General features: G+C 48.7%; 22 protein-coding genes. 7 read left to right on the top strand and 15 right to left on the bottom strand.

The genetic code is table 11. The features are described from left to right. Window positions 1–61: 61 nt before the first annotated feature. The 9 genes from K5Y33_RS23265 to K5Y33_RS23225 all read right to left on the bottom strand — a co-directional run bounded on the left by K5Y33_RS23265 (window position 62) and on the right by K5Y33_RS23225 (window position 9,907). Window positions 62–1,003, bottom strand: a complete 942-nt coding sequence (locus K5Y33_RS23265) for a D-2-hydroxyacid dehydrogenase (RefSeq protein WP_222213739.1) — start codon at window positions 1,001–1,003, stop codon at window positions 62–64. After that, window positions 1,000–1,398 (bottom strand): VOC family protein, encoded by a 399-nt coding sequence (locus K5Y33_RS23260; protein WP_222213741.1) that lies wholly within the window; start codon window positions 1,396–1,398, stop codon window positions 1,000–1,002. The genes K5Y33_RS23265 and K5Y33_RS23260 overlap by 4 nt, the downstream gene beginning before the upstream one ends. Before the next feature lie 2 nt (window positions 1,399–1,400). Beyond that, the gene (locus tag K5Y33_RS23255) at window positions 1,401–2,378 is read right to left on the bottom strand and encodes a hydroxymethylglutaryl-CoA lyase (protein WP_222235242.1); all 978 of its coding nucleotides are present in this window, start codon (window positions 2,376–2,378) and stop codon (window positions 1,401–1,403) included. Beyond that, window positions 2,375–3,562, bottom strand: coding sequence for a CaiB/BaiF CoA-transferase family protein (locus K5Y33_RS23250; RefSeq protein WP_222235241.1), 1,188 nt, complete (start codon window positions 3,560–3,562; stop codon window positions 2,375–2,377). Before K5Y33_RS23250 ends, K5Y33_RS23255 begins: the two co-directional genes overlap by 4 nt. Before the next feature lie 200 nt (window positions 3,563–3,762). Continuing rightward, on the bottom strand, window positions 3,763–4,677 hold the full coding sequence (locus tag K5Y33_RS23245) for a LysR family transcriptional regulator (protein ID WP_370634162.1): 915 nt from the start codon (window positions 4,675–4,677) through the stop codon (window positions 3,763–3,765). Window positions 4,678–5,003: 326 nt separating this feature from the next. Further along, on the bottom strand, window positions 5,004–6,278 hold the full coding sequence (locus K5Y33_RS23240) for an LLM class flavin-dependent oxidoreductase (protein ID WP_222235239.1): 1,275 nt from the start codon (window positions 6,276–6,278) through the stop codon (window positions 5,004–5,006). Further along, window positions 6,275–7,276: a hypothetical protein gene (locus K5Y33_RS23235; RefSeq protein WP_222235238.1), complete on the bottom strand. Its 1,002-nt coding sequence runs from the start codon at window positions 7,274–7,276 to the stop codon at window positions 6,275–6,277. Before K5Y33_RS23235 ends, K5Y33_RS23240 begins: the two co-directional genes overlap by 4 nt. Window positions 7,277–7,296: 20 nt before the next feature. After that, window positions 7,297–8,613, bottom strand: a complete 1,317-nt coding sequence (locus K5Y33_RS23230; protein ID WP_222235237.1) for an LLM class flavin-dependent oxidoreductase — start codon at window positions 8,611–8,613, stop codon at window positions 7,297–7,299. Window positions 8,614–8,638: 25 nt separating this feature from the next. After that, entirely contained in the window at window positions 8,639–9,907 is a 1,269-nt protein-coding gene (locus K5Y33_RS23225) for an acyl-CoA dehydrogenase family protein (protein ID WP_222235236.1), read from the bottom strand. A gap of 419 nt (window positions 9,908–10,326) precedes the next feature. Between K5Y33_RS23225 and K5Y33_RS23220 the strand changes: the two genes are divergently transcribed. Then, window positions 10,327–11,928: an ABC transporter substrate-binding protein gene (locus K5Y33_RS23220; RefSeq protein ID WP_222235235.1), complete on the top strand. Its 1,602-nt coding sequence runs from the start codon at window positions 10,327–10,329 to the stop codon at window positions 11,926–11,928. A 34-nt stretch (window positions 11,929–11,962) separates the two neighbouring features. Here K5Y33_RS23220 and K5Y33_RS23215 read toward each other — a convergent pair whose 3' ends face one another. The 5 genes from K5Y33_RS23215 to K5Y33_RS23195 are packed head-to-tail and all read right to left on the bottom strand — an operon-like array spanning window position 11,963 to window position 17,003. Beyond that, window positions 11,963–12,634: an ABC transporter ATP-binding protein gene (locus K5Y33_RS23215; protein WP_222213759.1), complete on the bottom strand. Its 672-nt coding sequence runs from the start codon at window positions 12,632–12,634 to the stop codon at window positions 11,963–11,965. After that, window positions 12,631–13,452 (bottom strand): ABC transporter ATP-binding protein, encoded by an 822-nt coding sequence (locus K5Y33_RS23210; RefSeq protein WP_222235234.1) that lies wholly within the window; start codon window positions 13,450–13,452, stop codon window positions 12,631–12,633. The genes K5Y33_RS23215 and K5Y33_RS23210 overlap by 4 nt, the downstream gene beginning before the upstream one ends. Further along, a complete protein-coding gene (locus K5Y33_RS23205; RefSeq protein ID WP_222185757.1) occupies window positions 13,433–14,374 on the bottom strand; it encodes an ABC transporter permease in 942 nt (313 codons plus the stop codon). The genes K5Y33_RS23210 and K5Y33_RS23205 overlap by 20 nt, the downstream gene beginning before the upstream one ends. After that, complete coding sequence (locus tag K5Y33_RS23200) at window positions 14,371–15,387, bottom strand: ABC transporter permease (RefSeq protein WP_222235233.1); 1,017 nt, start codon at window positions 15,385–15,387, stop codon at window positions 14,371–14,373. The genes K5Y33_RS23205 and K5Y33_RS23200 overlap by 4 nt, the downstream gene beginning before the upstream one ends. Window positions 15,388–15,404: 17 nt before the next feature. Then, entirely contained in the window at window positions 15,405–17,003 is a 1,599-nt protein-coding gene (locus tag K5Y33_RS23195; RefSeq protein ID WP_222235232.1) for an ABC transporter substrate-binding protein, read from the bottom strand. 310 nt (window positions 17,004–17,313) lie between these two features. Here K5Y33_RS23195 and K5Y33_RS23190 point away from each other — a divergent pair, with 310 nt between their 5' ends. From K5Y33_RS23190 to K5Y33_RS23170, 5 genes are all read left to right on the top strand, one after another. Next, window positions 17,314–18,066 (top strand): SDR family NAD(P)-dependent oxidoreductase, encoded by a 753-nt coding sequence (locus K5Y33_RS23190; protein ID WP_222235274.1) that lies wholly within the window; start codon window positions 17,314–17,316, stop codon window positions 18,064–18,066. A gap of 13 nt (window positions 18,067–18,079) precedes the next feature. Beyond that, entirely contained in the window at window positions 18,080–19,300 is a 1,221-nt protein-coding gene (locus tag K5Y33_RS23185; RefSeq protein ID WP_222235231.1) for an SfnB family sulfur acquisition oxidoreductase, read from the top strand. Between the two features lie 12 nt (window positions 19,301–19,312). Then, a complete protein-coding gene (locus K5Y33_RS23180) occupies window positions 19,313–20,539 on the top strand; it encodes an SfnB family sulfur acquisition oxidoreductase (RefSeq protein WP_222235230.1) in 1,227 nt (408 codons plus the stop codon). Window positions 20,540–20,671: 132 nt separating this feature from the next. Next, window positions 20,672–21,571, top strand: coding sequence for a LysR family transcriptional regulator (locus K5Y33_RS23175; RefSeq protein WP_222235229.1), 900 nt, complete (start codon window positions 20,672–20,674; stop codon window positions 21,569–21,571). A gap of 452 nt (window positions 21,572–22,023) precedes the next feature. Next, window positions 22,024–22,677: a phosphopantothenoylcysteine decarboxylase gene (locus K5Y33_RS23170; protein ID WP_222213773.1), complete on the top strand. Its 654-nt coding sequence runs from the start codon at window positions 22,024–22,026 to the stop codon at window positions 22,675–22,677. Window positions 22,678–23,660: 983 nt separating this feature from the next. On the opposite strand, the gene K5Y33_RS23165 is transcribed toward K5Y33_RS23170, so the two are convergent. Next, entirely contained in the window at window positions 23,661–24,911 is a 1,251-nt protein-coding gene (locus K5Y33_RS23165) for an MFS transporter (RefSeq protein ID WP_222235228.1), read from the bottom strand. A gap of 93 nt (window positions 24,912–25,004) precedes the next feature. Between K5Y33_RS23165 and K5Y33_RS23160 the strand changes: the two genes are divergently transcribed. Continuing rightward, window positions 25,005–25,910, top strand: a complete 906-nt coding sequence (locus tag K5Y33_RS23160; RefSeq protein ID WP_255610413.1) for a LysR family transcriptional regulator — start codon at window positions 25,005–25,007, stop codon at window positions 25,908–25,910. The last annotated feature ends 62 nt before the right edge of the window (window positions 25,911–25,972 follow it).

Raw genomic sequence — 25,972 nt, 5'->3', positions numbered from 1 at the left:
TCGGATGAGATACTACATTTGTAGGGACAGTTAAAGGCGCGTCATTGCACGCCATTTTTATTCAGGCAACGCGATTTTTTATTACGCCAGCGAAAAAACCAGCAAGATTGTAATTAATCCCTTTGATAAGATTTTGCACACCTGTCTGACTCGCCCAGGCAATATGAGGCGTGATTAACAGGTTTTTATGCCGAACATGAAGAAGCTTATTTTCCGGGGAAGGCGGTTCTCTAGTCAGTACATCCAGCGCTGCGCCCGCTATTTCTCCTCTGCTGAGGGCGTCAGCCAGGTCGTCCTCATTGATTAATCCCCCTCTGGCCGTATTTATCAGCAAAGCACTGGGCTTCATTCGTGCCAGCACGTCCTGATTAATGATCTGATGAGTTTCCGGAGTCAGGGGGCAATGCAATGTCAGGATATCGCTCTGCGATATCACGTCGTCAAAGAGCGTGTAGCCCTCCCGTACGCTGCTTTGCCCGGGCCGTTCAGCAAACAGCACATTCATGCCAAGCGCTCTGGCCAGACGGGCAACGGCACACCCAATATCTCCGCGTCCGATAATGCCCAGCGTTGCCTCCTGAATATCACCGATCGGCGATTTATGCAGGCAGAAATGCGAGGACAGCGTCCACTCAGTATGTGACGAGCAGCTGTACTCAAGAAGGTGACGCCTCAGGGCAAAAACAGAAGCCATCACGCTCTCAGAGACGCTGCGGGTCGAATAACCCGGCACGTTACTGACCGCTATCCCTCGCGCCCGGCAATACTCCGTGTCAATACAGTCATAGCCTGTGGCCGCAACGCAGATAAAGCGCAGGGAGGGCAATTTTTCCAGGGAGACTTTACGTAACGGAACTTTATTGGTGATAACAATTTCTGCGTTATCCAGAACGGACACGATATCCTCTTCGCGCGTGCTTTCCCGGTAAATCCAGTTATCGCAGCTCTGAGGTTTTTTTAACAGAACGGGCAACGTCCCCGCATCCAGCGTCACAATTTTCATATCGCCCCCGGTGACTGGTCCTGATAGCGTGAGATCTCAATGAGATTGAGGTCGGGATCCCGAAGGTAAAACGACGTAATGGGACCGCACGCCCCGGTGCGGGTTACCGGTCCCTCGACAAGCGTCACGTCAGACTGCTCCAGATGCGCCTGTATTTTTTCAACCGGATAAGCACTTATCAGGCAGATATCCAGTGAACCCGGCACGGGGAGATGCGCTTTGGGATCTATTTCTTTGCCGTATTCATGGACATTGATTTTTTGCTGGCCGAAGGTAAACGCTATTCTGTTGTCACCAAACTGGATCAGTTTCATGCCCAGCACGCGAGTATAAAAATCTGTGCAGGCTTTGATATTCCGGGTGGTAATGACAATGTGATCAATATGGTCAATCATGTTTAGCTCTCTGTTTTTCTGAAGCAATCAAAATTTTGTTCAAGCGATGCCGGTATCTGATGTAACTCAGAGCGCTGGCCGGCTTTTACAACTGCGCCATGCACCTTGTGCCCAATGAGTGGCTCAAGGTCACGCGATATATCGAGAAGAGCAGGCAGATCCACATTGGTCTGATAGCCCATCAGTTCAAGCATATGCACCATATCTTCCGAACAGACGTTGCCGCTGGCGCCCGGCGCGTAGGGGCATCCGCCGAGGCCCCCTGCTGATGAATCAAAGCGATCAATGCCTTCAGAGAGCGCTGCAACGGTGTTTGCCAGCGCGAGTCCGCGGGTATCATGAAAGTGCAGGGTGATCTCTAAGTGCGGGAAATGCTGTTTTACCATCCGGCTCAGCGTGGATACCTGGACTGGAAACGCCATTCCTGTGGTATCACATAACGTCACGCCGCGAACGCCCAGATTAGCGAAGCGATCAACAAAATTCAGGATCGTATTCTGCGGTACGTCGCCCTCGAACGGGCAACCAAAAGCTGCTGATAGAGAAACGTTAATTGCAACGGGCGTGTTATTCAGCTCGTGGATCACCTGGGTCAGTTGCGAAAAAGACGCCTCCCGGCTCATGCGCAGATTCGTGTTGTTATGGCTTTCGCTCGCGGACATGACCAGATTGGCTTCATCAATCCGGCAGGCCATGGCCCGTTCCGCGCCGCGCAGGTTGGGCACCAGTACGCTGTATTCGACGCCTTTTTCCCGGCGGATCCCGTGCATCACGGCTTCAGCATCTTTCAGCGCCGGTATGGCTTTCGGAGAGGTGAATGACGTTACCTCTACCTTAGCGAAACCGCATGCACTCAGGCGGTCGATCAACGCAATTTTGTCCTGTGTTTCTACAAAGACGGCCTCATTCTGTAACCCGTCCCGCGGGCAGACTTCCTGCATGTAAATGCGTCCGGCCGGGAGTTGTTGCTGTAGAGTCATACCGCCCCCTTTTCTTTCAGTATCTGGCGTTGTTTCGCATCAATGCCCAGTTCAGACAATACCTCTTCCGTGTGCTGGCCCAGCACTGGCGCTGCATGCCTGACGCTTCCTGGAGTGGACAGCAGTTTAGGAACGATGCCCGGCAGGATAACCGGCGTGCCGTCAGGCAACTGCGCTGGTAACAGCATGTCGCGCGCTTTATAGTGAGGATCGTTGGCAATGTCCGCTGCGTCGTAGATTTTTCCGGCCGGAATACCGGCCTCATTTAATGAGGCCAGCACTTCAGGAAGGCCACGCTGACTGGTCCATTTTCCAATCGCTGCATCCAGCATTTCGACCTGCTTCACGCGCCCGTCATTGTGTGCCAGCGCCGGATCGGCGGCCAGGTCCGGGCGTTCAATAATCTGCATCAGACGCTGAAAAATAGAATCGCCATTTCCAGCCACAAGCGCATACTTGCCGTCTTTACAGCGGTAAGCATTGGTTGGCGCAATGCCGGGCAGGCTGCTGCCCGCAGGCTGACGGATATGATCGAATACAGCGTATTCAGGTATCAGGCTTTCCATCATGTTGAAGACGGATTCATACAGCGCCACGTCTACCTGCTGCCCTTGGCCGGTCGTTTCCCGGCTCCGAAGTGCGAGTAAAACGCCGATGACACCGTGCAGGGCGGAAAGAGAGTCTCCGATGGACACGCCGACGCGCACCGGCGTTCTGCCGGGTTCACCCGAAAGATGACGTAAACCTCCCATCGCTTCACCAATCACGCCGAAGCCTGGCCGATCCCGATAAGGGCCAGTCTGCCCGTAACCGGAAACACTTAAGACGATAAGTCCGGGGTTGTTCGCATGCAGGGTTTCCCAGCAGAGTCCCCATTTCTCCAGGGTTCCGGGACGGAAGTTCTCAATCAGTACATCAGCAGTACTGAGCAGTGACATGGCAATCTGCTGACCTTCTGTCTGCCGCAAATCCAGCGTGACAGAGCGTTTATTGCGCGACTGTGCTGCCCACCAGACAGACGTTCCGTCATGCAGCATGCGCCACTTACGTAAAGGATCGCCTTTGCCTGGCGGCTCTATCTTTATGACATCAGCGCCAAATTCTGCCAGCATCCGTCCAGCCATCGGCCCGGCAATAAGTTGGCCCATTTCAATAACGCGCAGCCCTTCGAGTGGTAAAGCCATGCTTCCTCCGTTCACTATTTCGTAACATAAGAAAGCATTGCTCTGCATAAGGAATAAGAGAATTCACATTTTTTCAAAAGTACTTTCCATTATGGAAAGTGGGGAGAAGGGGTAGATTGATTGATGATTTTAATTAATTGATTTTGAATAATTTTAATTAACTACTTCATCTTGTACTTGTAAAAATGGCAAGTTAATTGCTATTCAGGGAATGATGAATCTGAGACACTCATCAAATACTCCATGAGCTTGATGGCTTCGGGAGGAAGGATTTTTTTAGCATTAATACCAAGACGCAACGTCCTCAGCGCCCAGTCGTCTTTCAGCGTAATGGCTTTCAGAGATGAACCAAGAAGGGCCGGCGTAATGGCTTTCAGAGGTAAAATACCTATACCCAGGCCTGCCTGGATCATGCGGCACACGGCATCAAAACTGGTTACCTGAATGTTGACCTTCAGTACGCGGCCTGCGCTTACGGCCGTATCGGTTATTCGCCGGAGCAGCGAACTCCCCTGGTTCAGGGCTACATAATCCCAGGCGAGGGTTTCTTCGAACCATATGGCTTCATGCGCTGCCAGAGGATGGGCTGCAGGCACAAGCAGTACAAGTCTGTCCTGTCGCCATGGGAACGTTTTTAACACTGTCGCATCAACGTTATCTGCAAAAATACCGATATCAACGCGGCCTGACTCGACTGAGTCAATAACGGCATCGCTGAGCGCCTCTTCAAGATAAATCCTGATTCCCGGGTTCAGTGCGAAGAAAGTGGCAAGATCTTCAGGAAGGAACTGGATTACGGCTGAGACATTCGCAGCAATCCGGACATGGCCAACAGCACCGCGGGCATAGTCGTTCAGTTCACTTGCCATGGAATTAACACTGTCGAGAATTGAGCGTGCATGCCTGAGAAGACCGGCTCCTGCTGTAGTGAGCTCAATACCCCGGGGTTGTCTGGTAAAGAGCTGACAGTTAAGATTCCGCTCAAGCTCACTGATCCGTTTGCTGACTGCTGAGAGCGTAATGCTGGATAATTCAGCCGTTCTGGTCAGACTTTTGCAGTCAGCGGCCGTAACAAACAGGCGCAACGTATTGAGGTCGAAATGACTAATGTTCACGAAGAGACCCATCAAATTAATTATGAACGAACAGCATATCTTTGGCACGGGGAGCAAAAATGGGCTTTTAACAGTCCTGTCGAGGTTGTTCAGTCGTCTTACCAGGCAGGCCTGTCGTTAGCAGACGGTCTTATACCACCTCTGACAGGTCTTCTTCTGCCTTCAAGGCCGTATGATTTCAGGAATGCCTGTCACTAATAGATAGTTCTCTTTTTTAGCCATCTTAAACGAATCTGTGGTGTCTGTTAAACCCGCGCTGATCCAGTGCCTAAGCAAGCGCCCGAACCATCGGGCACTATTATCCTGATATTAACCTACTGCATTTTTTATTGAACTGTCATATTCCAACGTTCTCGCAACGTTTTATCTTCATACTGTTCGCGAAAAATGCCTTTCTTTCTTAATAGTGGCACAACTTCATTAACAAAATCTTCCAGGCCACTCGGTAGAATATCTGGCATCAGATTAAAGCCATCCGCACCACCCGATAAGAACCACTCTTCCATAAAGTCAGCAATGGCTTCCGGAGTGCCTACAATACGCTTGTGACCGCTACCCGCCAGGGCGGATACCGCTTCCCGCACGGTGTAAGGGCGTTCACGCAATAAACGCACAGAGGCTTCTCGGAAGCCCATCGAACCTTTAAACAGTTGTGGGTCAGGGTAGTCCGAAATGGCTTCCTGAGGCAAAAGATCATCGGGATCAACCAGGGATAAATCAAAGCCCAGTTTTTCACTCAGGCGATGGATTTCATAATCACCGGGCTCTTTAGACTTTTGAGCAAGTTCGCGCGCTTCGGCTTCAGCCTGTGTACTGCCAATCACCGTGACCAGACCGGGTAAAATCGCAATCTCTTCAGGCTTTCTGCCGTGCGCTACCGCCACATTTTTCACGTACTGATAATGTTCCTGCGCAGCTGAAAGCACCATCTCCGCAGCGAATACCCCATTGGCGGTTCTACCCGCCAGCGAGCGACCCTGATCCGATCCTCCCGCTTGAATGAACAGGGGGTAACCCTGTGCAGATCCCGGTAAAGCAAGACGGCCATGCACCTGAAAGTCTTGATTGTTAATGTTGACATCATGCCCGTAATAAGCGGCACGCCAGAGCTGTGCTACCACATCAACAAAGGCTTCTGCCCGGCGATAGCGCGTTTCACGATCGGGATTCACCTCTGCGCCAAAGTTAGGCCCGGTGGCCGCACTGTAGGTTGTGACAGCATTCCATGCCGCGCGCCCTCCGCTGATATGATCGAGGGTCAGAAAACGATCTGCAAGTTCAACCGGATCGTTATAAGTGGTAGAGAGCGTACCCACCAAACCGAGATGCGTTGTCGCTTCTGCGACCGTGGTGAGAATCGCGGTGGGCTCCAGTGCTCTTGCTCCACGGCTGCTGCGTGGGTCGTTAGTCAGAGAGGGGTGATCCGCCAGAAAGAAAGCGTCTAAGGTACCCCGCTCTGCGATACGTCCGAGTTCCGCATAATAATCTGCCGACATCACCGTGTCGGCGGGAAGTCCGGAATAAGCACGTGCCGAGCCCGAATGACCGAAGTCCAGAACGTTAACGTTAATTATCAGTTTACGTGCGGTGCTGTTTTTCATGCTGGCTCCGGGTTTTTAGCGGAAAATGCGGGGGCGTTGTCCTGTAGATTAGGTTCAGCATGTCGCGTAATGCCGAGCACCTCACGCAGTGAACTTGCCGATGCACTATAGCGGGTCAAGGCTCTGAGACGTGGAATGGTCAGCATATGATCAACCAAATCCGGCAGTGCATCGCTGATGGCGTAGATGACCAGGGCTGTGACATCCGGATGCTGGTCCAGAAGATTTAGGTTGTCCTGCTTCAGCGCGTTTAACGGGAGGCGAACATGTAACTGAATCGGTTCACCGTTCTGACGTGCTGCGTCAAGCTGTGGGGTAGCCCAGTGAGTGAAGATTTCAAGATCGGAGAAATCCACGATCACCGCGTCGGCCTCTGCCACACACTGTCGTTGTTCTTCCCGGTAGGGCGACGTGGGTACACGCCAGAATAGTAACGGCTCTCCCTGTAGCGTGGTCGGGCTGTTGAGGGGACCAGAGGTCGGGAAAACCCCTTGATGGTGGGCATAACGCACCACCGCCTGCGCCGAGGTCGCGGGATCAGCGGACAAGGTTTCACGTGGCCAGGTGCGCCAGAGTTTGCGTATGGCTAACATGCCATCGGCAACCGCATGGGCATCCAGCGGGGCAGTTGTCCACGATGATTGTGCATTGAATCCCAGCGCCTGCGCCGGATCCTGTGCGCTAATCGCCACGCCTGTGCGCCCTTGGCTAATGTGGTCAAAGGACGCAACGCGGCGCGCAATATTAAAAGGATGATCGCGTTGAAATGACGCGGCCATGACGAACCCTGTCTGCGTTAACTTGCGTGAGAGCCAGCCAGCAACAATGCCCGGGTTAGGCGATACGCCCTTCAGCGTGGTACTACGCTCACCACCGATATACAGATAGGCAGGGTTGATCTGCTTTAAATAACGCGTAACGAGGTGGTTGCCTTCCACAATGGCACGAAGCAGGTCCTCTCCCGGCAGTTCAACGCCGAGGCGGAGATTATTTGACATACAGACCTCAGAGAGATGAGTTAACGATGTTCTGCCGGAAGGGGCAGCCCATAATGTTCACGTAATGTGTTGCCACTGTATTCACGGCGGAATAAACCGCGTTCCTGCAGAATGGGTACCACCTGCTTCACAAAGGTCGTCAGACCGGATGGCAACAGTGCCGGCATGATATTGAAACCGTCGGCAGCACCTTGCTCAAAGTAGTGTTGTAAGGCATCAGCGGCTTGTGTCGGCGTCCCAACTAGCGTCCAGTGACCCCGGCCGCCTCCCAGACGTTTAATCAGCTGCCGTACGGTCAGATTTTCACGTCGGGCCAGTTCGACAACCAGCGTTCTGCGGCTGCGTGCGCCTTCAACCAGCGCCTCTGGCGGCAGATTGTCAGGAATATGGCGGTCCAGATGCAGATCGTCCACCGGGATCTGCAGCACACTCGCAAGCTTGTTCAACGCGTATTCAGGAATAATTAACGCGTTTAGCTCGGCTTCAAGTTCGCGCGCTTCGGCAAGCGTGTCGGCAATAACCGGCACGACACCCGGCATAATGATCAGATGATCCGGATTTCGGCCATTGTTGGCTGCCCTTGTTTTCAGCTCCGTGTAAAAGACTTGTGCCTCTTCATACGTCGTCTGGGCCGTAAAGACCGCTTCCGCCCACTTCGCAGCAAAAGCTTTCCCTCCTTCGCTGGAACCCGCCTGCACCAGCACCGGGTAAAGCTGTGGACTACGGGAGATATTCAGCGGGCCTTCAACGGAAAAATGTTCGCCGTGATGCTTAACTTCTTTGATTTTGCTGGCAATGGCATGGATACCCGCTGCTTTATCTGCAATGACTGCATCCGGCTGCCAGGATTGCCAGAGTTGCGTCACAACCTGCACAAATTCATCTGCACGATCGTAGCGCTCCGCATGCCCCGGGTGGAACGGGAGACCAAAACTGCGCGCCGCCTCTTTAATTGAGGTGGTCACAATATTCCACCCTGCGCGGCCGGCAGAGATATGATCCAGTGAACTCAGGCGGCGTGCCAGTTCATAGGGCGCGTTATAGGTGGTGGAAGCCGTGGCAATCAGTCCAATCTTGTCCGTACTGGCAGCGATAGCAGACAAAAGGATCGTGGGGTCAAGACGTGCCGTTGGGCGTCGTCCTGGTTCTCCCATCATTGCCGGGCTGTCGGCCAAAAACAGCGAATCAAATTTGGCCTCTTCGGCCAGTTTTGCCAGGTGCTGATAGGCCTTCACATTGACATTGACATGGGGATCGGACTCCGGCATCCGCCATGCGGCTTCATGATGACCGGTATCAAAAATAAATAAATTGAGATGGAGCTGACGTGTACTCATCACTGTGTTTCCTCAGCAGGGGGCGCTAAACCCCGAGCCCCGCGTCTTCACTGGCCAGATTTTTGGTCTTATCTTTTTTATCAAAGGGTGATGTGCCTTTCAGGCGATACTCGCCCAGCTGGCGATGGCGATAAATCAAAGGATTGTGTGAGGCAAGCGTACGAACATTGCGCCAGTGGCGATCCAGATGGCGGCGTTGATCGATGGCAGAAGCACCGCCCACCTCGAAGATCTCATTCGTGACGCGTAGGGCAACATCAAACACCACCGTTTGCGCGCGATAGGTATCAAGACCCGCATCTCTTTCCAGTTGATCAATCTCCTGCTGCGTCAGTAACGTGTCACCACGATGTTGCGCATAGCGGGCGTCTGCCAGCTCATCAAGTTGACCGGCAACCTGGAGCACCAGCGCCTTAAGAGAATATGCGGCGGCATCGGCACGGCCGATGACAGACTGCACGAGGGGGTCGTCGGCAGGGACCTGTGCGCTTGCCTGGTTATAAGTGCGGTGGCGTGTGGCCACAAATTCACTGATTTCATCCGTTGCACGACGCACAATGCCCGCAGTCGTCGCGAGGTGAGATAACTGCACATGCGCATAGTGACCTCCCGTACCGCGAGCGGGGGGCATAATATTTTCTTTATCGACCAGGGTATTCGTAAAGATCGCGGTACCGCTGCCGCTGGACTTTTGACCAAATCCCACCCAGTCATCGATGACTTCTACGCCCGGTGCATTAACAGGCACCAGCACGGTAACAACTTCATCCTGATCGTTAGTGGCGGTAACGGAGAGGTAGTCTGCATAAATGGAACCGGTAGAGTAATATTTTCCGCCGTTCACATAGAACTTACCGTCTGACTCCGTGACACGCGTGGAGGGTTTACCATGCTGACCGGTACGCTCAGCACTTCCCGCTGCAATCACGACGCCAGAGGCAATTTTCTTCAACCAGCCGCTGCTCCATGGGGTATCACGCTGTTTTAGATGCCCTTCAATAAAGCGGAACTGTACGCGTAGTGCGTGAGACAGGTTAGAATCAGCGGCGGCCAGCTCGATTAATAGCAAATGAAGCTGACGTAAGCTGGCACCCAATCCACCGTATTCACGAGGCACGCGTACGGCGGTAAAACCGGATTCACGAAGCCATTTCACTTCTTCAAGAGGACGACGTCCATCTATTTCACGTTGTATGGCATTTTCTGCGATGCGTTTAAATACGGGGCGAAATACATCCAGAAGTTCTTTATCGGTCGGAGGATTTGAACGCGCCGAAAGAGATAATGCACACATGTTACACTCCAGATAGTTGTGGTCTGCTATCAAACGCTCTTAATATCCCTGATATTCAACAAGGCGAATAATTCAGAAAGGGTGAGTCATTATTAGCAACATTGAGTTTGTCAAAAATAAATTATCCCTTTCTGAAGGTGAATGAAATGGCTTCCAGTTGATGCAATGTCAATGCGGGTTTCTGTGAAGGAAATAAGGACGTTCGGGTTATAATGAGCAGGATAAAAAGGGAAATTACCGTCAAAAAAAGCATCGCCCCCCTGATTTTAGCAGTATTCTCCGTTCGCATATTCATTTTCTGAAAAAGCTTTTCTGTAAATCAGCTAATGATAATGCTTATGCAAAAAAGTCGTTTATCTCTGTTGCGCGCCGTTTTTAGCCTGTGCGGGCTATGCATTATAAAACTCACAGGAAGGATCATGACTAATAAAATATTAAAACGAAAACCGCTGGCATTAATTTTAGCGGGAATCACGGCTTCACTCTTCTCGTCATGGGTGCAGAGTGCCACACCTCCGGATACATTAGTGGTAGCGAAAAATATAGAAGACGTCATCACCCTTGACCCTGCTGAGGCCTATGAAAATAGCACCAGCGAAATTCTTAATAATGCTTATTCACGTCTGGTACGACGCGATCCGAAAAATCCTGCCACCATTGAAGGTGACGTTGCGTCCACCTGGAAAGTCTCCGATGATGGGAAAACCTTTACGTTCACTATTCGGCCTAATGAGCATTTTCCTTCTGGCCGCGCCATTACTGCAGATGATGCCGTATATTCGCTGCGCCGCGTGATTTTACTCAATAAAACACCTTCCTTCCTGTTGAAAACCTTTGGTTGGGACAGTAAAAACATCCTGCAGAACGTCTATTCTGACGGGAATAATGTGGTCGTGCATATCGCAGACAGTATTGCTTCCGATCTGGTATTACAAATTCTTGCTTCGGCACCGGGATCGGTTTTGGATGCAAAATTGCTGGAGGAACATACCAAGAACAATGACTATGGCAATGGCTGGTTGCGCACCGCATGGGCGGGCAGTGGCCCCTTTAGTATTCAAACCTGGCAACCTAAACAAGCTATTGTGCTTGAACGCAATCCCACCTATTTTGGTGATAAAGCCCATCTGGCGCGCATTATATTCCGACACGTCGCCGACAGCAGCACGCAGGCGCTGCTGCTGGAAAAAGGTGATGTTGACGTGGCGAATAATCTGCAGCCCGACCAGTTAACAAAATTGCTGCAAAATAAGCATTTCACTACCGTTGACACGTTGCGGTTCACCCAAATTTATATGCCTTTGAACCAGACAGATGTACCTTTGCAAAATGTAAAAGTGCGCAAGGCATTAAAATGGCTCATCGATTATCAGGGCATTGAGAAAAATCTACTTCAGGGGCAATGGGTCGAGCATCAGTCTTTCATCAGTATTGGCCAACCGGGCGCCCTGACTGAAAATCCTTTCCATCTGGATGTTGCTCGGGCGAGAAAATTGCTGGACGAAGCCGGGTATAAAAATGGCTTTGATTTGCGTATGGACGTTGAGAATGCAGCTCCTTATCCAGATATCGCGCAATCGATTCAGTCCACGTTTGCACAAGCGGGAATACGGCTTAAGCTGGTCACTTCAGACCGCCGTCAGATCGTTACCGAATACCGTGAACGTAAACATCAGACTATTTTGTGGCATGCATCGGGCTCCTATAACGATCCTTACGTATCCGCATCAGATTTTGCCTATAACGTTGATAACAGCGCCAACTCCACGAATCGTAATCGTGCCTGGCGTAGCAACTGGATTAATAACAATATCAACCAGCTTACGGATAAGGCCTTACATGAACGCGATAAAGCCAAACGTATTGCGGAATATCAGCAGTTACAACGCGAGATGTGGAAGGTTGCCCCGTTCATACATTTATTCCAACAGAAAGAGCGCCTGGCAATTAATACGAAAGTCAAAAATCTGATTACCGGTCCTAGCGACTCAACGCTGTACGATGAAGCGATTAAACAATAGATAAAATCCCCGGAGGAAACTCCGGGGATTTTATCTAATTCACGCGGCTAAAGTGGCCTTTGTTTAAGTGCATTTCTTCATCACACAAAAACTCGATTACGGCTGGATTATGGCTCACCAGCAGATAGCTAATATGATGGCTTTGTTTAATATCTTTCAGCAGATTGAGTATTTCAGCTTGTACTGAAACATCTAACGCGGAAGTCGGCTCATCAAGAACAACCAGTTTGGGTTTTAAAATTAACGCGCGAGCAATTGAGACACGTTGTCTCTGGCCCCCAGAAAGCTGATGCGGATAACGGTGCAAAAAACTGTGATTCAGACCGACTTCCTGCAGGGTCGAGATGATATCTGCGTCATCATGCTTGATGTCATTGATCACCAAAGGTTCAGCCAGAATTTTTCGAATAGTGTGCCGTGGATGCAGTGCGCCAAAGGGATCCTGAAACACCATCTGAACACGCTGTGAAAACGCACTTAGTTTTTGCCCTGGCTTACGCGCCGTACCCTCAATCTCGATGGTGCCACTGTCAGGTGTGAGCAGCCCCATGACAATTTTCAGCAGTGTTGATTTACCAGAACCCGATTCACCACTGATGCCCAGGCTTTTTCCCTGAGGAAGGGCAAAATTAATATCCTGCAAAATTGTTTTGTCGCCATAGCGCAATGAGACATTTTCAATCGACAGCACGTTATGACTCGTCATGCAAAGGTTCCTTCTCTTAAGGTCGGCAATCGATCCGGCATCTGGCCTGCTCGGGGAATGCATTTCAGGAGTCCTTGCGTGTAAGGGTGCTGAGCTTCATCTACGCGTTTTGCCGCCAGCGTTTCCACGATGTTGCCGAGGTACATCACAATGATTTGGTCACAGAACTGGGTAGCAAGATCGAGATCGTGAGTAATAAAAATCATGCCCATATCATGCTGTTTAAATTGCTGGTCGAGCTCCTCAATCACGCGCAAAGCGGTTGAGCCATCCAAGGATGAAGTGGGCTCATCGGCAATTAACAGCTTGGGTGATGCAGCCATCATCATCGCAATCATTACACGTTGCCCCATCCCCCCGGAGATATGATGCGGCCAGGATTTAAAAATTTTCTCCGGGTCTTTAATATGCAGTTTTTCCAGTGATTCCAGGGCTTTCTGCCTGGCGAGTTGACGTGGAGTACCAAAATGATAACGATAAACCTCCGCGATCTGTTCGCCTATCTGCATGACCGGATTCAGTGAATAGTGCGGATCCTGCATAATCATCGCAATCTGTCTTCCGCGCATCGCCTGACGCGCACGGCGGCTTAAGGCCGTCACATTCTGATCGGCAAACTGGAACTTCTGTGAGGTGACCTGTGCCTGATCAGGCAAAATACCTGCAATCGCACGAGCGAGCTGCGTTTTCCCCGATCCTGATTCCCCTACAATAGCGATCTTTTGCTGGTAGTTAAGTGTCAGGCTGACCTCATTGACTACGCGTCGATTCTGATAAGCAATCGACAGTTTTTCCAGTTCAAGCAGTGGGCTGGTCATGTTGTGACAGCTCCTTTTTCGGGTCGAAGGTATCGCGCAGGCCATCGCCTAAAAGGGTGAATGCAGCGCTCATCAACAGGATCGAAAGACCGGGAAACAGCGATATCCACCACGCGGTAGAAATGTATTGACGGCCTTCCGAAATCATCGCGCCCCATTCAGGTGTGGGCGGTTGAATCCCCAATCCAAGAAACCCCAGACCGGCAGCAATAATAATGATTCCCGACAGATCGAGTGCCAGGCGAATAAAAGCAGAAGAGGCGCAGAGTGGCAGAATGTAATGCACAATAATACGCATGTCAGAAGCGCCAGAGAGACGTGCGGCTTTGATGAAGTCCATTTCCATGATGGTTAACACCTCGGCACGCGCCTGGCGAGCATAGGGCGGCCAGGCACTAATGACGATCGCAAACACGGCATTAAACAGGCCTGCTCCTAACACCGCGGACAGTGCCAACGCTAACACCAGTCGTGGGAACGCAAAAAAAATGTCCGTAATGCGCATAAACAGGGTATCAATCACGCCGCCGTAATAACCCGCCAGTATCCCAACCAATAATCCCACCGGCGCAATCGCCAGTGCGGAAAACAAAACGATGATCAGCGTGGCGCGTCCGCCGTATAACACCCGGCTAAGCATGTCGCGTCCGAGCTGGTCTGTTCCGAACCAGTGTTCAGCGGAAGGCGGTTCAACACGGTGGCTCAAGGATTGCAGTATCGGATTGGCATGACTGATCCAACCTGCACAGGCCACGGCTAAAACGGTCACCAGTAAAATCAACGTACCGGAGAGTAACAGGCTATTGCTCGTCAAAATCTTGTACGCGTTTTTCACGCGCTGGCGAACGCTAATCAGCCTTGGCAGAGCGGGATCGCTTATGGCCACAGGCTCAGTACGATCAATGTCAGATTCATAGGTCATTTTTTAGCTATCCTGGCGTCGAGGAGTGGATAGAGCGCATCTACCAGTTTGTTCACGACTAAATAAAAGATGCCAATAAAGGTCACCGCTCCCATGACGGCAGGGAGGTCGGCGCTGAAAATGGATTGTGTGATATAGAGGCCCAGGCCTGGCCAGGTAAAAATGGTTTCCGTTAAGACGGCTCCTTCGATCAGGTGTACGTAGCACAGTGCAGTCGACGTCACTAAAGGCACGGCAATATTGGGCAGACAATGACGCAGAATAACCACGTGCTCTGGCATACCCTTCATGCGAGCGGTAGTGACATATTCCGAGGTGAGGGCCTCAATCATGTAACCCCGCGTCAGACGGCAAAGATAGGCAGCACTTGCCAGCCCCAATACCAGTGAAGGCAAAATGAGGTGCGCAACAGCATCTTTAAAGGCGGAGATATCGCCTTCACTCAGGGTGTCATAGAGCAGAAAACCTGTTTTCAAAGGAATGCTGTATTGATAGGCAATATCTATGCGACCCGGACCGGGTGCCCATCCCAGCTCTACGTAAAAAATGAGCAGGAAGATGAGACCCAGCCAGAATCCTGGCACCGCGTGCGAGAAAATGCTTAATACCCGGATCAACCGATCCGGGATTTTATTACGATAGACTGCGGCCACAATGCCGGAAGGTATACCTAACACAAGGCCAATCAGCATGGCCGTTGTGCCGAGCTCAACCGTAGCAGGAACCGCGAGCAGAACGTCGTGCAAGACCGGTTTACCGGTAGTGATGGACGTGCCCAGATCGCCATGTACCACTTTTTCCAGGTAGTGGAAAAATTGTGTCGGAATGGGATCATTTAACCCCAGTTTTGCTTTCTCCTGAGCGTAAACATCGGCGCTGGCATGCTCACCCACAATCGCTAATACCGGGTCGATGGGTAATAGTTTTCCGATCAGGAAGGTGAAGCACAGCAGTCCGGCTACTGTGCTCAGGAAGATTGCCACATTGTTGCCAAGTCGTTTAATTACAGGCATCAGCTTACTCGTCTCACTTAGCGTTTAACCACGTAGTTGTAAATCGTGGCATCGTAATTAGGGCCAGTGATCAGGTTATGTACATGGGTATTAGTCGCTAACCGCTCTTTTTGCTGGAAGAGGAAGATATACGGTGACACTTTCCACATTTCACGCTGCAGTTGTTGATAATCCGCAATACGTTTTGTTTCGTCCTTTTCGTGCAGGGCAGTGTCAGTCAACTTGTTAATATCGGGGTTAATCCAACTGCTGCGCCAGGCGCGGTTACGATTGGTCGAGGCCTCACTGTTGTCGATGTTATAGGCGTAATCTGCCGCGGAGGCATTAGGGTCGTTATAATCCACTGACGCATGCCACAGAATAGTCTGATGTTTACGTTCACGGTATTCAGTGACGACCTGACGGCGATCAGAGGTGACTAGCTGCAATTTAATGCCTGCCTGGGCAAACGTGGACTGAATCGACTGCGCTATATCCGGATAAGGCGAGGCATTTTCCACGTCCATTTTGAGTGCAAAGCCATTTTTATAGCCCGCTTCATCAAGCAGGGCTTTCGCTTTGCTGACGTCTAAATGATACGGGTTCTCTGTGATGACGCCACGTTGCCCAATACCATAAAAGGACTGATGGACGACCCATTGGCCTTTCAGCAGATTTTTTTCAATTCCCTGATAGTCAATGAGCCACTTCAATGCCTCACGGACTTTCTCATTTTTTAATGCATCCACTTTCTGATTCAGAGGCATATAAATTTGGGTCAGTTTAAGTGTGTCAACGGTAGTAAAGTTCTTATCTTTCGTTAAATCACTTAACTGATCGGGCTGGAGATTGTAGGCTAAATCAACATCCCCTTTCTTTAATAAGAGAGCCTGGGTACTGCTGTCAGGTACATGGCGGAAAATAACACGCTCAATTTTAGCTTTATCGCCATAATAATGATTATTTTTTTCCAGTACGATAGCCTGTTTGGGTTGCCAGGTTTGAATACTGAAAGGACCACTGCCGGCCCAGGCCGTGCGCAGCCAACCGTTACCAAAATCATTATCTTTGGTATGTTGTTCTAACAGTTTTTCATCAACGATGGACGTGACGGATGTAGCCAGAATCTGCAGCACCAGTTGTTGAGCTATCGCATCCTGGATGTGTAATACCACTTTTCCGTCAACCGCTTCGACATTCTTCTGGATATTATCTTTATTCCACCCGAAATTACGCAGCAGGAAAGCGGGTGTTTTGTTTAACAGAATGACACGCTGTAAAGAGTAAACCACATCGTCAGCACTAATTTTACGTCCTGAGGGGAATTCCTCATTCGGATTAAGTGTAAAGGTGTAAGTTTTACCATCATCGGAAACCGCCCAGCTTTGTGCCACATCACCAACGATTTTAGTGGCATCCGTTTTGTCGCGATGAACTAAACGAGAATAGCTGTTATTAATGATTTCACCTGTGGTGTTTTCATAGGCTTCGGCAGGATCAAGAGTGATAACGTCCTCAAGATTTTTTGCAACGACTAATGCATTTTCTGGTGTAGCAGCATGAGCTAAACCGGCCATAGCGCCGTAACTCATAACCAAAATAGCTAAAGCTTGTTTTTTTTTTGTCAAAAAAGTCATTTTGTAATTCCTGCGATGTAATGAACTCACGACACGTTATTGGGGTTGTTCGATGTGGCTAAAGTATTTTTAAGCATTTACTAATGCATATGATGTATTCAGCATAAGTTAATGCGAAAAATGCAGTAAGAAGGCTTTTTTAATAACTTTTCCTCTTCGTTTTATATAAAAGATAATAAAAAAGCATTTTTTTCAGAAAGTTTTCGTTTTTCGCTCAGCACTTTCTGAAAGGGAAAGGCGGCTTGATTATCTCTCCAGTGGTTTGAAGTTTGGGTTCCACCAAAATGCGGGAAACAAACAGGAGGATATGATGACTATATTAGTGACAGGTGTGACGGCAGGGATTGGATTGGCAATAGCACGACGTTTCATCGCCGCAGGACATAATGTTATTGGCACAGGTCGCCGCCAGGCGCGTTTAGATGAAATTCGCGCTGAATTAGGTGAGCGTTTCTACCCCATTCAGCATGATGTTGCTGATCGATCATCTTATCCTGATATTCTCAATGCGATTCCTGAAGCATTCTCATCGATCAGTGTATTGGTCAACAATGCTGGTCTGGCATTAGGCATTGAAAAAGCGCAGCAGGCCAACGCTGAAGACTGGGTCAGTATGATTGATACCAATATCACCGGGTTGAGTCTGCTCACGCACACGTTTTTGCCGGGTATGGTCGAACGTAACCGTGGACATATCATCAACATTGGTTCAGTAGCCGGAAAATATCCTTACCCAGGCGGCAATGTCTATGGTGCCTCAAAAGCTTTTGTTAAACAGTTCAGCCAGAATTTGCGTGCTGACTTAATTGGCACCGATGTCCGAGTGACCAATGTTGAACCCGGTTTAATTGGCGGCACTGAATTTACCACCATACGTTTAAAAGGTGATGAGCAAGAAGCCAAAAAACGCTATGAAAATGTTAAGGCACTGAGTGCTGAGGACATTGCAGAAACGGTCTACTGGATCGCCACGCTTCCCGAGCATATTAACGTTAATGCCATAGAGATTATGCCTGTCAGACAGTCCTTTTCTGCGCTGAATATTTACAGAAAACCAGCATAAGGATGGCATAAACATGTTACCCCATCGTCAATCTCATTCCCAAACGGCTAACCGCAATGTGATCAGAGATGATAAACATGCCGTGGCCGTGGCAACTGCGCTGTCGGAACAGTACGCCCTGGAAGCTCGCCAACGTGATGAGCAACGCATTCCACCTGACGTAGAAATGTCCCTGTTTGCTAAATCTGGCTTATTGGGCTGTACATTGCCAGCTGAATACGGCGGTGCGGATATCGCGGTTTCGACGCTGGTCGATATTGTTCGTCTGATTTCTATTGCCGATCCCTCTATTGGTCAGATTCCTGTCACCCATTTTGGTGCGATTAATACGCTCAAGACGTTGGGGGCAGAGCCGCAAAAACGACGCTATTTCGAGCGTGTAATGGCGGGTGAGCGTTTTGGCAGTGCGACCTCTGAGCGTGATACCCGACATGCGCGGGATATAAAAACGACCCTCCAGGCGAAGGGGGATTCTTATCTGCTGAATGGCACAAAATACTATTGTACCGGTGCGCAGTTTTCGGACTGGCTACAGGTTTTGGCTCTGGACGAAGAGGGGCATCTGGCCCGGGTATTTGTGCAAACCCATAGTGAAGGAGTTACGTTGCACAATGACTGGACTGGTTTTGGCCAACGCGTTACCGGGAGTGGTAGTGTCTCCTTTGATCAGGTTGTACTTGAGGCGTCGCAAATCCTTCCAGCACATACGCTCTATGATGATCAGCTGTCATTGCAGGGCGCCTTTGTCCAGATTTTACATGCTGCTATTGATGCAGGCATTGCAGAAGCTGCCCTCAAAGATACGCAATCTTTCATTAAATCACGCTCCCGTCCATGGATAGACAGTGGCAAAGAAACTGCGGGTGAAGATCCCTACATCGTTTCTGCTATCGGACTGCTTTCTGTCAGATATAAAGCTGCACGTGCTTTATTAAGCCGGGCAGCAGAAAAGCTGGATGCGCTCACCACCCAACGCGTCACGTCAAAAATGGCGGCCGACATATCCGTTGCTGTGGCCGAAGCACGAATTTTGACCACGCAAATCGCATTGGATGCGTCACAAAAATTGTTTGAACTGGCTGGCACTAGCTCTGCTTTAGGCCATCTGGGCTTTGACAGGCACTGGCGTAATGCACGTACCCATACGCTGCACGATCCTATTCGCTGGAAATACAAAATCGTTGGCAATTATTGGCTGAATAATGAATACCCGCAGCGCCACTCTTTTATCTAACTGGAGCCAGAGATGATTGACCTTTCACGTAATAAGATGCCATCTCAGATGCTACCTGCCTATGTTATTCGTTCTGAGCAGGATGCGTTGGCAGTGATCCAAGAGGTGGTCGGGCAGATTGCCGCCTCATCATCTGAACGCGATGTGACACGCACGCTGCCGGCCAGTGAACTTAACATCCTTTCTCAGAGTGGAATCCTGGGCATCACGGTACCTAAAGCATTTGGTGGTGCAGATGTCAGCACACGCACGCTGGTAGAGATTGTAATGACGCTCAGTGAAGCAGACCCCTCTATCGCACAAATTCCGCAGACGCATTTCTATTCAGTTGAATGTTTTAGGCTATTAGGTAATCAGCAGCAGCAGCAGACGTTTTTCGCTAAAGTGCTAAGAGGAGAGCGGTTTGGTAATGCGGTGGCTGAAACTCAGGGTAAAACCGCCTCTGCCGCACACCGAAATACGCTGTTAACGCATACGGCTGCGGGATATCGCATCAATGGCGCTAAGGCGTATTGTACCGGAGCTTTACTGTGTGATTGGCTGGCCATCTTCGTCAAAGATGACGAGGGCTTTCAGCATATGGCTTATGTGCCTAAAGATAGCCCCGGATTAACACTGCATGACGACTGGACCGCCATGGGGCAACGCACCACTGCCAGCGGAAGCGCGACGCTGGACAATGTGCCGGTGGTCAGCACACATATCCTTCCTTTTCAGTCGCTCTTCGATTCGCCCACAAGACTGGGGCCCTATTCTCAGATCTACCATGCCGCTATCCAGATAGGTATTGCGCGTGCTGCCTTGAGAGATTGTCGTCACTTTGTGCTCACGCGTTCACGTCCCTGGATCGACAGTGATGTCGACAGCGCCGCCAAAGACACGTTATTACTGGCAGACTATGGTGCGCTTATGACGGAGTTACATGCAGTAGAGACAATGATCATGGATGCGGCAGATAAGGTAGATGACATCAAACAGCACCCTGCACCTCAGGCTCTGGCCGAAGCGTCAATTGCCGTTGCGGAAGTGAAAACGCTTTCAACAGAATTGTGTTTGAATGCCAGTACCAAGCTTATAGAACATGCAGGTGCACAGGCAGCACTTGCCCAATATAATCTTGATCGTCACTGGCGGAATGCCCGTACGCATACTTTGCATGATCCGGTTCGCTGGAAGTACGCAGCCATTGGCAATTACTATCTGAACGGTATTTTGCCGCCACGTCGTGGTTACATTTGATTGGATACAGATAACTGCGGGCAAACTGAGCGCTATTTATGCAGGGTCAGCTTTTACAACATCCAAATCATAATGGTTGCATTATTTATCGTTTTATCCTTATTTCATGAATTTTTGTCAGGAGCGTCAAGCTTGGTCAATGTCAGCAGCCTGGATCTTATCACACTGAGAATTTTTGTACTGGCCGCATATACGCGTAGCCTCACGCAGACATCTGAACATGTCTTTATGACGCTTTCTGCCGTGAGTAAACGAATTAATGAGCTGGAAAAGCTGATTGGTCAGCGTCTGTTCGAGCGGCGTCCACAGGGATTGCAGCTTACGGCTGCCGGCGAATCGATTTTGATACAAGCAAAATCCGTAGTTGCCAGCGTAGATGTCCTGACTCAGCAAATCAACACCTATGTTATTGGTATTAAAGAAAATATCCGTATCTGGGCAAACACATCTTCAATAATCCAATTTCTGCCTAAAGATCTTTTTGCGTTCCAGAGTCTTCATCCAGATGTGAACATACTTCTGGAGGAGCGGTTAAGCGTGGAGATTATTAAAGCCCTTAATCATGGCGAAATTGATGTGGGTATTTTTTCTGGCAATATTGATGCACGCGGACTGGAAAAAAAAACCTACCGTATCGATCAGTTAGTTATTGTGGCACCACCGTCGTTCATGCCTGATTTAGGTAATGAATGTCAGTTCTCTCAGATTGTTGATCACTGTTTTGTCGGACTGAATAATGGAAGTGCAATTCTTAATATAATTAAAGATGCCGCGATTTCTCAAGGTAAAAGCTTGAATATCCCTTTCCATGCGGCTTCATTCGATGCAGCATTGAGCCTTATTGAAGCAGGCTTAGGAGTTTCTGTTCTGCCACGCTCTGCTGTGATAAAAATCGCTAAGGAGAAGGCGTTGCGCATCATTAAATTGCAAGACAATTGGTCTTTTCGGCAGCTATGGATTGCCTGGAAAAATGGTAATGCATTAAATGCCGGAGCATCAGCGCTAATTAAACATCTCACGTTGAGTCGTTAAATATTTATCTATCCGGATAAAATTCACAGATCACGTTTTATCTTGCTTCAAAATTATACTCAATTGACAATTGATCGTTGTTTATAATAAAAGTAAAAAATAAGGATTCATAATTATTTTCTATATTAAGTAAGTCCAATCTAAGCTCAAAATGGTCTGGGTTCGGATGGACAGACAGTTATCATTCTCCAACAATTGAATGTGTATGACATAACAGATTATGGTATCCTAAAGACATTACTAATTTTTAGACTAACTTATTGATACGGTAAGGTGGATCTATCTGTGGCTCTGCAACGCAAGGCTACTCGTGCTGCATAAGTTTTTCTTGTGTTCACACAGCGGATGATTCGAGAACAGAAAGTTTATAATTGCAATGTTATAACACGGTAAAAAAGACTGATAAACAGTTTAAAACCTGAACTTTGGCTGTATTTTCAAAGAGGATAATAATGAACTCACTAAATGGTTTAAAAATTGTGATTACTGCAGGACCTACTGTGGAAAGAATCGATCCGGTCAGGTATATCACTAATGATAGCTCGGGGAAAATGGGGTATGCGCTGGCAGAGGCAGCGCAAAAAGCAGGGGGCAGGGTTTTATTGATTTCCGGACCGGTTTCACTGCCAACACCTGAGGGAGTTATAAGAATTGACGTATTAAGTGCCGATGACATGCTTGCAGCCTGCCAAGCCAATATGCCATGCGATATTTTTATAAGTGCAGCGGCAGTAGCTGATTTTAAAGTGTTATCGCCAAGCACTTTTAAAATAAAGAAAAAATATGATAACGATAATAATATAGTATTACATTTATCAAAAAACCCAGACATTATCAAAACAATATCTGAATCAAAAAAAACCAATTTCACAGTTGGGTTTGCAGCCGAGACGCATGATATTAAAGAAAACGCAAAAAGCAAAATAATACGAAAAAAAATCAACCTTATCCTTGCCAATGACGTTTCAGACGAAAGCATTGGCTTTAATAACGACGAAAATGAGCTTCTAGCTATTGATGATCAATTCAATGAATATCCTTTTCCCCGGGCAACAAAATCAAAGCTTGCAGCCGAGGTTATTGACCTCATCATTAAACTTCACTAATTTATAAAGAATTGCATCTAAATGAGAAATTTTAGTTTTTTCATTCAACAGTTCATTAAGAGTTTTTTATCACCTTAGAGGTCACGTTTTGCTTCGTTGTGGGGCTAAGGCAAACAACCGGTTCCTCAGCGGTGATATCAAGCTAATAAACGTTATAGGGTGCGGACGTGGGAATTTATGAGATATCCATTTCCGCGGCCACCAAATTCACCACAAAAGAAATTTGCGAAGCTACATAGCCCTGTATGTGTTCAAAACCTACGCTGCGGCAGGAATATAGGATGTCATAACACAATGTGAGTCCTGCTGCTACCGGCAAAAGTACAAATGCTTCTTAACCTAATGACTTTAACTCAACAGAGGCGCGTTGCGCTAAAGAATGCGCGGAGGGTACAATCACTTTTATTTTCTCATCTGGCATCCGGTAGAAATCAATTTATTTGGATGTTGTTATACATGGCTTTATATACGGCATCAAGATGGCCTCCTTTAAGCTCATCAAGCAGGTCTGAAGGGTTAATCTTTGGATGATGTATCCATATTTTAAGAGAGGCACGTCGAAATACCCTTAAGTGAGGAATCACCATTGGCAAGAATGCAGCTGCGCTCTTCAATCACAACCTCAACTTATCTATCATGCCGCTGGCAACCTCCTGATCTGCTTATTAGGCGTGGTGAGCACTTGCATTGGTTTGATCAGCCTCATGTAAAAAAGGCCTTTCCTGCAGAGGTGAGTGCTGCACCATGAAATAAACCTATAAATAAAGGGAGGGTCCTATCTGTCACCTCCCTTGAGAACTGGCTACCACTCAGCGAGTGGCACCAGAAGGTCAAAGCAGATTCTCTATCACCCTCAGGCTGATTAAACACCCGGGGAGTATGCTTTTCAGAAGCACCCATTTGTCATATTCTTTCCTGTACAGGCGATGTCACTACCCAGAATATGATTAATTTTTTGAGCATAACATATAAATAAAGTATTATTATTTTTTTGTGACACTTGCGGATATAATCATTCCTGCCGTTGAAAATACCGCCGTCAAATATACAATCGCGGACCACCCGCCGTGTTGCCAGAACCATCCGCCCGCCGAACCTGTCACACTCGATCCCATATAATAAAAAAGAAGATACAGCGACGATGCATGCCCTTTTAAAGTTCCGGAAAGTGGCCCCACTGCACCACTCGCAACCGAGTGCGAAATAAAGAAACCCGTTGTAACCATAATTATGCCTGCAACAATCCCCGCTAATGAAGACGAAAGTGTGCAAAGGGAGCCTGCTAACATCAGAAAAAAACCAGCAATCAATAATGGCTTCTTGCCCAGTTTATCTGCAAGAGTACCTGCAACAGAGGATGAAACGATGCCAAAAGCAAATGCACAAAAAACTGAGCTTATTTGAGTTTGATTGAAGTTAAAGGGAACCTCTGACAAGCGAAAGGTCGCATAATTAAACAACGTGACAAATATGCTGGTAAGAAAAAATCCGATAACGTAGAGTCTAATCAGGCCCGGATTACTTAAATGTTGCCCCCAGGCTTTAAGATGAAAACGGACATTAAAACCAGGATTTTTCACGAAGTTTTTTGAAAAGGGTAGCAACACGTAGAACCCAACCGCAGAGACTAAGCAAAGTAATCCCTGGATTTCCATCGCACCGCGCCATGATGTCAGCTCAGTCAGCAACCCCATACCAACACGCCCCATCATGGCGCCGAAGGCTGTACCTCCGACGTATAAGCCCATGGTTTTACCAAGATGCGTCGGTTCAATTTCTTCAGCCAGCCAAGCCATAGCAACAGCGGGGACCCCGCCAAGCACAACCCCCTCAATTGCACGCGCAATTAATAACTGATGCCATTCCGGCACAATCGCAGCTACGATGTTACACACTGAGGCCAGCATCATTGAAGTAAACATCAGCCCTTTCCGGCCCAGTGCCTGAGAGAACGCGCCTGAAAGTAATATGGAGACAGCCAAGAGACCTGTGGTAAAAGACAGTGCCAGAGAGCTTTGGGCCGGAGATATGGAAAATGCACCTGAAAATGCCGGCAATAAAGGTTGAACGCAGTAGATTAGCGAAAAACTCGCAAACCCCAGCAAGAAGAGGGAGATGCCAGCACGAAGATATTCTTTTGTGCCACGCTTTATGGCTACTGATTGCATATCTTCTCTGCGTTCTGGTCGATTTACAGTAATAGAACGTTTAGAAGTTACGATACTTTTACCCATGTAAGTTTCCATTTTTAAAAATTCGCTAAAACTTACGGCAACAGCTAATATCTGTCCAATATATGAATGTCATTCTTGTGATATATAAATAGTATGGAGCTCAGGCATATACGCTATTTTCTTATGGTGGCTGAAGAAAGAAACTTTACGCGCGCAGCTGCCCGGTTAGGTATTGGTCAACCACCATTAAGTATGCAAATCAGAGATCTTGAAAAAGAACTGAAGGTTTCCCTCTTTGTACGCGGCAGGCAGGGCGCTGAACTGTCCGAAGCAGGTAAGGCATTTTATACTGCCGTAAAGCCCATGGAAAAACTGGCAGAGGAGGCCATAAAATCCGCACGGCGTGCAGGCTTGGGTGAAACCGGCAGGCTTCATCTGGGATTTACCGGGACTGCGGGAGTAAATCCTGTTGTCTCCGCCACGATAAACACGTTTAAGCATCGCTTTCCGGATGTAAACCTTACCGTGACGGAAGCCAACTCTTCAGATTTGATCGCCGAACTTGAAGCTAAAAGACTAGATGTGGCTTTGTTACGTCCAGCAAAACAGATTCCGCAAAACATTACGCTTTCTCATTTGCTGGAGGAGAAACTGGTGCTGGTGCTGTCGGATAATCATCCACTTGCTGGCAAAAGAGGTAAGCTTGACCTGAACTTGTTGAGATCTGAACCCTTTATTCTTACCCCACGGAACACTGGTACCAGTCTTAGAGAGGCATCGTTACAGGCCTGTCACAGTTCAGGCTTCGACCCAATCGAAGGTCAGAAGGCTCCGCATATAGTTTCAATACTGACAGTTGTGGCAGCGGCTCTGGGCGTTGCACTCGTACCTCAGTCGATGATGCAGTTCAGGCTTGCCGGTGTCTGTTTCAAACAGCTCAGGCCACCGGTGCCAGCCATTGGTTTAGCCGCAGCCTGGAATAACCAGAATAAAAGCCGTGTTGTGGAAAACTTTCTGTCCATTGCAGTGCTTAAGTCTCGCAACAACGGGGCCCGATAATGAACGTTAAGAAAACTGGCAGCGGGCTTGACAAAAGATCCTGTGATAATTAACGGCTTACC

It is taken from the genome of Pantoea sp. DY-17, assembly GCF_019795975.1.
Classification (GTDB): Bacteria; Pseudomonadota; Gammaproteobacteria; order Enterobacterales; family Enterobacteriaceae; genus Pantoea; species Pantoea leporis.
Note: the sequence above shows the minus strand (reverse complement) of the source record. Positions and strands in the feature narration are given on the sequence as shown.